The following is an 8,002-nucleotide window of genomic DNA, read 5'->3' on the forward strand; positions in this document are numbered from 1 at the left end:
ATCCCAGGCTGGCCTGGGATACTGCCACAAATAAGAATGTGTGAAAGATGCACAGTGTGGCAACCTTTCTCGTTATAAATTTCTTTCATACTTTTTCCTTCTTATCTTTCTAAGAGGTTCTTTATCTATCTGGTTTTCCTAAGCTGTTCCAGATAAATAAGTAAAACTGAAATATCAGCCGGAGATACTCCAGATATTCTAGATGCCTGTCCCACTGACATAGGTCTAATCTGTATCAGCTTTTGCTTTGCTTCAATCCTAAGACTTGGTACAACAGAATAATCAATATCCTTTGGAATTAATTTTCCCTCTAGCTTCTTAAATTGCTCTACCTGCTTTAACTGTCTTTGAATATAACCTTCATATTTAATATTAATATTAACCTGGTCGATTACAGCTTGATCCAGGGGAATTCTGTTTTTGTCAATAGGTTTTAGCATCTCATAGGTTAGTTCCGGACGCCGTATTAATTCACCCAAAGTCGTACCTGTTTTTAAAGAATTACTTCCATATTGTTCAAGTAATGTCTGAACTTCCTGATTGGCTCCGATTAACGTATTATTTAGTCTATTTATTTCTTCTTCAATTTGTACTTCTTTTATTTTTAGTTTCTGATATCTTTCTTCTGGAATTAATCCTACCTGATATCCAATTTTAGTTAATCTTAAATCCGCATTATCCTGCCGTAATAATAACCGGTATTCTGCTCTTGAGGTCATCATGCGATAAGGCTCATGGGTTTCTTTCGTTACCAGGTCATCAATTAATACTCCAATATATGCCTGGGAACGGTCTAGTACAAGCGGATCTTTGCCAAGCAATTTCATAGCTGCATTTATTCCGGCCATTAAGCCTTGTGCTGCAGCTTCCTCGTAACCTGAACTGCCGTTAAACTGTCCACCACTAAATAGACCTCCAATTTTCTTAAACTCTAAAGAAGGTTTTAATTGCATGGGATTGATACAATCATATTCAATTGCGTATGCATTTCGTACTATCTTAGCATTTTCCAGTCCGGCTACGCTTCGGTACATCTGATATTGAACATCCTCCGGAAGAGAACTGGACATACCGCCTACATACATTTCATTGGTGTAATTTCCTTCCGGTTCGATAAATACCTGATGTCTTTCCTTATCTGCAAATTTAACTACTTTATCTTCAATGGAAGGACAATATCTAGGACCGGTACCCTTAATATTACCAGAGTATAATGGAGATCGGTCAATATTGGCCCTTATTATATCATGGGTATTTTCATTGGTGTAAGTTAACCAGCAGGATACCTGCTCTTTCTTTATATCCTCTGGGTTGTTTGTAAAAGAAAATGGTACAATTTCCTCATCTCCAAATTGCTCCTCCATCTTTGTAAAATCAATAGATCGTCTGTCAATACGTGCCGGAGTACCGGTTTTAAATCGATACATCTCTATGCCGATAGCTACTAGGGAATCGGTTAAGTGATTAGCAGCCTGTAACCCGTTAGGACCTGTATGGATACTCACATCCCCAAATACACATCTGGCATTTAAGTAAGTACCTGTACACAATACAACTGCCTTACAGGGATAAATTCCACCTGAAAAGGTTTTTATCCCCACAACGTTACCTTCCTCCACTAAAATCTCCGCTACTTCAGCCTGTTTTAGGGTAAGGTTTTGTGTGTTTTCAAGGACTTTTCTCATAGATCTGCTGTAGTCCTGTTTATCTGCCTGAGCACGAAGGGAATGAACGGCCGGACCTTTTGATATATTTAACATCTTAGATTGAATATAAGTTTTATCTATATTCTTACCCATTTCACCGCCTAAAGCGTCTATTTCCCTGACTAAATGTCCCTTTGATGTTCCTCCAATATTGGGATTACATGGCATTAAAGCAATACTATCCATACTAATTGTTACAATTAAGGTGTTAAATGATAATCTTGCACATGCTAATGCAGCTTCACAGCCGGCATGACCCGCACCAACTACGACAACATCATAAGTTTCATACGTATATGACATTATGTCCTCCTCTATACTAAAAAGTCTGATATAATTAAGATTCAGGCAAATAAAAGCAAACTATTGAATGAAACTACAATACCTTTTTCTGTTTATCTATATATCAAACTAATGACCAATACTCAAATAATTACTGTTATTTCATATATTAATAAATTTATTTACCCATACAAAACTCACGAAAAATGGTATTTACCAGGTCTTCATCCACAGCTTCACCGATAATGCCCCCCAATAATTCATAAGCATGCATCAGGTCTATGGAATAAAAATCCTCGGGCATACCGTCACTAATACTTTGTTTAACCATTTCAAGACTTTGTATACTATCTGCAATGGCTTCTTTCTGCCTTATATTAGTGATAAAGATTTCATCGTTAAAACTAATATTACCACGAAAGAACTGCTCTGTTATCCAGGTCTCTAATAAATCAATTCCTATATTTTCTTTCGCCGAAACCGGAATAATTTCTTTTCCCGTTAAAGTTTTGATCTCTTTTTGGTCTAACACTACAGAAAGATCTGACTTGTTAAATAATATGACAGCCTTCTTATCCTTTATCAAATCAATAATTTCCATATCATTCTCATCAAGAGACTTCGAAGCGTCCACAACATAAATAACTAAATCCGCATCCTCCGCAGATTTTTTTGCTTTGCTTACACCAATCTTTTCAACGATATCCTCTGTAGTCCGTATGCCGGCAGTATCTATTACATTTAATGTAATATTACCAAGCTGTATCGTTTCCTCTAAAGTGTCCCTGGTAGTACCTTCTATTTCAGTAACGATAGCCCGGTCAGAACCAACCAGTACATTTAATAAAGAGGATTTTCCGGCATTGGGTTTACCAAGAATAACTGTTTTAATACCTTCCTTTAATAACCTGCCGTTTTCCGAAGATCTTAAAAGGATCTGTAATTCATTTAAATTACTATCGATATGAGTGTTTAACTCTTCTGAAAAATCCTCCAGACTGATATGTTCCGGATCATCTAATGCAGCTTCAATAAAGGCAAGATCATGTATCACCGAGTTTCTGATTTCTTTTATTTTATTTAATACATTCCCTCTTAACTGATTCAGAGAATTCTTTAAGGCAAATTCATTTTTTGCATTAATAATATCACTGACTGCTTCAGCCTGAGATAAATCAATTCTACCGTTTAAAAATGCTCTTTTCGTAAATTCCCCTGGTTCCGCTGTTCTTGCCCCATACTTTAATACCGTTTCCAGTATTCGTTTCGTAACAACAATACCACCGTGGCAGTCAATTTCAACCACATCTTCTTTCGTATAACTTTTGGGTCCTTTCATAATTAATACCATTACTTCATCAATAACAGTATCTTTATCCACAATAAATCCATAATGTATGGTATGACTGTCCGTAAGTGATAACTTTTTATCACCCGACCTGCTCTTATATATCTGATCCATAATTGGCAGGGCTTCTTCCCCGCTGATACGGATGATACTGATTCCGGCATTATTCATTGCAGTAGCAATTGCAGCAATCGTATCTGTTTTCATAAACTGCTCCCATCTAAGAATGTTATGGAATGATAAATGTCAGAAGAGAGTGTATCAAAGCAAATTTATCTTTAATACACCCTCTGTTTTTATTCCACTTCACTATGCTTTTGACTATATTCTTTGTTTTTATTATAAGTTCCGCTGTTTTCCTTGGAAGTTCTTGTATTGTGTGAATACTTATTATGACTGCCGTATTTATAATCCCTGGTCATAGCACTCTTCTTTAAGGTAATAACTACTCTTCTATAAGGCTCTTCCCCTTCACTATGAGTTTCAACAAATTTATCATTCTGTAATACAGAATGTATAATTCTTCTCTCATAAGGATTCATAGGTTCTAAAGAAACCGGCTTTTTAGTCCTTTTTACTTTATAAGCAATATTCTTTCCAAGATTTTCAAGTGTTTCTTTTCTTCTTTGACGGTAATTTTCAGTATCAAGCTTAACTTTCAGATAATTTTCACTTTCCTTATTTAATACAAGGCTTACTAAATACTGAAGGGAATCCAAAGTTTGTCCTCGTTTACCAATTAGTACTCCCATATCGTCTCCGACTATATTAATATCAATGGAAGAGGCGGCTTCATCATATACAAGTTCTAACTTTGCATCAATACCCATAGCTTTAAATACTTTACTTAAGAAATCCTTCGCAATATTATCTACACTATCTTTTAGCTTAACACGTATTTTGGCGGGCTTATTGAATAAACCTAAAAAACCACTGCTCTCTTTTTCTATCACTTCATACTCAACCCGGTCACTGGTTGTTTGTAATTTAATTAAAGCTTCCGTCAATGCTTCATCTACAGTTTTAGCAGTAATTTCTAACCACTCCATACTTACTTTTCCCCCTTATTATTATTCCTATTACTAAGAAGGTTGGCATTAGCAGCAATACTTCCTGCTTTATGGGATACTTCACTCTTCTTATAATCGGAAGGTTCATAGTTCTTTTTCACAGAATTCGCATAATTTGTTGTTGACGTATCTTTGGTTTCCACTGTTGATTCAATTGATCTGGTCTGTTTCTTTGCTAACTCTTCCATAGTAGCATTGGGATCGATTCCTTTTTTAGCTTTACGTTTATTTGCCTTCATAATATTTTTCTCAATTAAAGCATCCACATCTACTTTTTCCATATGTTTATTGATGATAAACTGCTGCATAATTGCAAATAAACTGCCGGCTACCCAGTAGATACCAACACCGATAGGAAGCATAACACAGAAAATACCTGACATAATAGGCATTACCGTATTCATGGCATTCATCGTTGATGACATAGGGTTTTCTTTATCCGTCGGGTTTAAAGCCTGAGTCTGTTTACCTTGGATAAACTGGAGACCAGCTGCTAAAATCGGTACTAAAATACCCGGGAATTTATATCCAGGTGCATCGATAATATTTAAACCGCCGATAAATCGATTAACACTTAATATATCAGCAGCATTCGGTTGGATAATGGACTGTAATGTTGGGAATTTATTACCAAGTTCTACCCATTCTGCTGATTTAAATTTCGCTAAAATATCAATTACATGATTTAAGGATATAACTCCATTCGAAGCGATTTCATTAAAAGAACCTGTTTTTACCCCAACCTTTGTTGCCATGTCCGTAAGTATATCAACATAACCGTTGGTTCCGATTAACCCCTGGGCTATATTGGAATACATATGGTTAATATCATTAACATAAGCCGGTATATTATAGATTACACGGTATAATGCAAACATGATTGGCAAAGTGATTAATAATGGCAGGCATCCGGCAGTCGGGTTTGCACCATATTTTTGGTACACAGCCTGGGTTTCAAGCTGCTGTTTTCTTAAAGACGCTTCATCTTTCTTACCTTTATATTTAGCCTGAATCTTTTGTATTTCCGGATTCATCTTTGATGACAATTTTGAAAATTTTTGCTGCTTAATTGTTAAAGGAATCATAAGTCCCCTAACGATAAATGTAAATAAAATAATTACGATAGCTACATTTTGTATGCCGAACAAATTCAAGAACTCATAAATAGCATTCAATATCCATCCTAATAAGGATTCAATCGGACCTAATATTCCACTGCTTTGCGTTAAAAATATACTGAACAAATTATTTTCCTCCTTGACACATACGAAAGTGTCTTAATCCCTGACCAAACTCTTTATGGAACCGGATCATACCCACCAGTTGCAAAAGGATGGCATCTTAATACCCTCCTTACTGCTAAATAAGTTCCTTTTACCGCACCATATTTTTCCAGTGCCTGAAGTGCATACAAAGAGCAGGTAGGCGTATAAATACAACTGGACCTTCCTTTGAGAGGAGAAATAAATTTTCTATACAATTTTACCAAAAATATTAAAATTCGTTTCATCACGACTTTATCATCTCTTTTAAAATTTTATGCATTCTTCCTAAATGAAGCAATGCGCTGTTTATTTCAGTATAACTTTTTCCTCTTGCACCTGCTCTTGCTATCACTACTATGTCTAAACCACTATTAAACATATTTTCATTTAATCTGTAACTTTCACGGATTAACCTGGTCAATCTGTGTCTTATTACACTGTTACCAACTTTTTTACTTACAGAAATACCGATTCTGTTCATTTCTGTGTCATTCTTTATAACATACATAATTAAATACGTATTAGCATAGGATTTTCCGTTATGGTATACATACTTAAAGCTGGTATTATTTTTTAATGATTCTGACGATTTCAAAATCTCACGGCCCTTTCTTATAACTAACAGATTAAATAACGACGTCCTTCAAAAAAGGGACGTCAAAATTAACAAAATAGTCTGCTATGGACATTATGTTAACTTAAGTCTTATAAGAGAAGAAAAGGCCACAATAATGCGACCTATGCTGATAATTTGTGTCTTCCTTTTGCTCTTCTGCTTGATAAAACTTTTCTTCCGTTTGCAGTACTCATTCTAGCTCTGAATCCATGCACCTTAGATCTGGATCTTTTCTTAGGTTGGAAAGTCATTTTCATACCTTTGCACCTCCTTTTAATATACCAATATATATATGGTAAGCGTATTTGTTCTATTTTAATTAAATTTAAAATATCATGTTTATTATATTCGCTAACGGCTTGTACGTCAAGAGTTATTTAATTATATTTATGCTGTTAAACCAATAATTCTATTATCTTACTATTATACTAAAATATTTAATATTTAAAATAAATCTAAGGTAAGTTGCTATATTTTAAGGAATTTCAAAATACTATTTACTATAGTATTAAATCTTAAAGGAGGTATTATATGGAAAGCAGGGCCTTAAAAATCACTTCACCAATGAACAGTAAAATTTCCTTAAAAATCATACCCGGGCATTTTGCCACAGGATACTCCCACGTTAATTTTTATATTGATATGACCTCTGTTAAAACTCGTCTGAATGAAGCTATGGAGGCCGCTAAAACCATGGTCAAGTTAAATAACAACGACATGATAGTGGATACCATAGTATGTATGGATGGTTGTGAAGTCATCGGGGGTTTTCTTGCTTTAGAATTAAATCATGCAGGGATACTATCTATGAACACCCATGAGACCTTCTATATTATATCTCCTGAATACAATAACGGCCAATTAATATTCAGGGAAAATAACCTGACTGCCGTATCCGGGAAACATATCTTATTACTGGTCGCATCAGTTACAACTGGTAATACGGTAAGAAAGAGCCTTGAGTGTATAAAGTATTACGGTGGTAATATACAAGGAATTAATGCTATATTCAGTGCTGTTGATACTATTGAAGATATTCCCATTAACTCAATTTATAAAACAGCGGATTTGCCGGAATATAAAAATTATAATATCACCAGTTGTCCACAGTGCAAAAAAAATAATAAAATAGAGGCAATTATAAACGGCTATGGTTATACAAAGTTATTATAAATCAATCCTTTAGCATATATCCAATACATATAAACTCAAACGTTCTATCCTGTTCACCATTATAACCTTGCTATATTAACTTTTACAACAGAACAGCCTCACCAGGATTTAGAATAAGAAGTATGCTTAAATCCTGGTTTGACTGTTATGCTTTATTTTTCCTTAGAAATCTCCAAATAGAATTAATCTTAACTCCTTCTATATGTCGTTTTTCCCCTAAAATATAAGTAAAATACACCGAAAAAAAATAATAACAACCGTTTCACACATAGTTATCCACAAATTGTTGATAATTTGTGGATAACTATGTGAATTGGTGTGAATATTTTAAACAATTGTAAATTTAGTTCCCGCGAAAACTGGAATTTTTTGATGTTTATACTTTTTATAATTTATTCACACAATTGTTATTATGCATATATCTACTGGGGATAACCTGTGTATGAAGAGATTAATTTACATATTATCATTGAAATATCCACAATTTTGTTATATCATATAATTAAGTATGTACGAAATTTTATATTAGGGAGATTAATGTA

At 34.4% G+C, this 8,002-nt stretch carries 8 protein-coding genes; 1 reads left to right on the forward strand and 7 read right to left on the reverse strand.

The window, feature by feature from the left end; translation table 11 throughout:
• Positions 1–125 precede the first annotated feature (125 nt).
• From mnmG to rpmH, 7 genes are all read right to left on the reverse strand, one after another.
• Positions 126–2,009 (reverse strand): tRNA uridine-5-carboxymethylaminomethyl(34) synthesis enzyme MnmG, encoded by a 1,884-nt coding sequence (gene mnmG, locus QA584_RS28540; RefSeq protein ID WP_278272487.1) that lies wholly within the window; start codon positions 2,007–2,009, stop codon positions 126–128.
• A gap of 157 nt (positions 2,010–2,166) precedes the next feature.
• Positions 2,167–3,543, reverse strand: coding sequence for a tRNA uridine-5-carboxymethylaminomethyl(34) synthesis GTPase MnmE (gene mnmE / locus QA584_RS28545; protein ID WP_278272488.1), 1,377 nt, complete (start codon positions 3,541–3,543; stop codon positions 2,167–2,169).
• Between the two features lie 89 nt (positions 3,544–3,632).
• Positions 3,633–4,385, reverse strand: coding sequence for an RNA-binding cell elongation regulator Jag/EloR (jag, locus tag QA584_RS28550; protein WP_278272489.1), 753 nt, complete (start codon positions 4,383–4,385; stop codon positions 3,633–3,635).
• A gap of 2 nt (positions 4,386–4,387) precedes the next feature.
• Complete coding sequence (locus tag QA584_RS28555; protein ID WP_278272490.1) at positions 4,388–5,650, reverse strand: YidC/Oxa1 family membrane protein insertase; 1,263 nt, start codon at positions 5,648–5,650, stop codon at positions 4,388–4,390.
• Positions 5,651–5,703: 53 nt separating this feature from the next.
• Entirely contained in the window at positions 5,704–5,916 is a 213-nt protein-coding gene (gene yidD, locus QA584_RS28560; RefSeq protein ID WP_278272491.1) for a membrane protein insertion efficiency factor YidD, read from the reverse strand.
• Positions 5,916–6,266 carry a ribonuclease P protein component gene (rnpA, locus tag QA584_RS28565; RefSeq protein ID WP_278272492.1) on the reverse strand — a complete coding sequence of 117 codons (351 nt, stop codon included), beginning with the start codon at positions 6,264–6,266 and terminating at the stop codon, positions 5,916–5,918. Before rnpA ends, yidD begins: the two co-directional genes overlap by 1 nt.
• Before the next feature lie 143 nt (positions 6,267–6,409).
• Entirely contained in the window at positions 6,410–6,544 is a 135-nt protein-coding gene (gene rpmH, locus QA584_RS28570) for a 50S ribosomal protein L34 (RefSeq protein WP_033164197.1), read from the reverse strand.
• Positions 6,545–6,818: 274 nt separating this feature from the next.
• On the opposite strand from rpmH, the gene QA584_RS28575 reads away from it, so the two are divergent.
• Complete coding sequence (locus QA584_RS28575; protein WP_278272493.1) at positions 6,819–7,460, forward strand: orotate phosphoribosyltransferase; 642 nt, start codon at positions 6,819–6,821, stop codon at positions 7,458–7,460.
• The last annotated feature ends 542 nt before the right edge of the window (positions 7,461–8,002 follow it).

This window comes from Anaerocolumna sp. AGMB13025 (assembly GCF_029689925.1).
Classification (GTDB): Bacteria; Bacillota; Clostridia; order Lachnospirales; family Lachnospiraceae; genus Anaerocolumna.

Bases quoted from the DNA above. Each gene is read 5' to 3' on its own strand.
- mnmG (WP_278272487.1), bottom strand. From the start codon at position 2,009: ATGTCATATACGTATGAAACTTATGATGTTGTCGTAGTTGGTGCGGGT.
- mnmE (WP_278272488.1), bottom strand. From the start codon at position 3,543: ATGAAAACAGATACGATTGCTGCAATTGCTACTGCAATGAATAATGCC.
- jag (WP_278272489.1), bottom strand. From the start codon at position 4,385: ATGGAGTGGTTAGAAATTACTGCTAAAACTGTAGATGAAGCATTGACG.
- yidD (WP_278272491.1), bottom strand. From the start codon at position 5,916: ATGAAACGAATTTTAATATTTTTGGTAAAATTGTATAGAAAATTTATT.
- rpmH (WP_033164197.1), bottom strand. From the start codon at position 6,544: ATGAAAATGACTTTCCAACCTAAGAAAAGATCCAGATCTAAGGTGCAT.
- QA584_RS28575 (WP_278272493.1), top strand. From the start codon at position 6,819: ATGGAAAGCAGGGCCTTAAAAATCACTTCACCAATGAACAGTAAAATT.